Origin of the sequence: Mesorhizobium sp. 2RAF45 (assembly GCF_052115225.1) — a bacterium.
Classification (GTDB): domain Bacteria; phylum Pseudomonadota; class Alphaproteobacteria; order Rhizobiales; family Rhizobiaceae; genus Mesorhizobium; species Mesorhizobium jarvisii.
Map to the genome: position 1 here is coordinate 1 of NZ_JBFRGG010000044.1, position 460 is coordinate 460.

General features: G+C 68.6%; 1 protein-coding gene. It reads right to left on the minus strand.

Translation table 11 applies throughout. The features are described from left to right. Window positions 1-43 precede the first annotated feature (43 nt). A partial coding sequence (locus AB4Z43_RS33505; RefSeq protein WP_441941002.1) for a flavin reductase family protein occupies window positions 44-460 on the minus strand: 417 nt, incomplete at its 5' end.

Sequence of the window (460 nt, forward strand, 5' to 3'; positions counted from 1 at the left end):
GGCTTCGCCTGCCACCTTCTCCCKCAAGGGGAGAAGGCTCAGGTCACGCCGTCGGATCGACCGCCTGCCCATACTTCCCCCGGAAATAGGTCAGGGCGTCGCCGGGATGGGTGTCAAACGCCGCGACCCGCCCCACGATCACCAGGTGGTCGCCCATGACGATGCGGTCGTGGGTCAGGCAGTCCAGCCGCGTCACGGCGTTGCGCAGGCGCGGCGGGGCGGGATCGCCGACCTCGAACTCGTCGTCCGACAGGGTGCAGACGCCCCAGGCGAAGCGGTCCGACATGGCCTGATCCTCGACTGGCAGCATGTGAACGGCGAAGCGCTCGGCCCCGGCGAAGGCGTCATGGCGGTCGGACTTGATGTCCAGGCACCACAGGACCAGCGGCGGGTCCAGCGAGACAGAGGTGAAGCTGTTGACCGTAATGCCCAGCGGCCCCTCGGCCGTATGGGCCGTCAC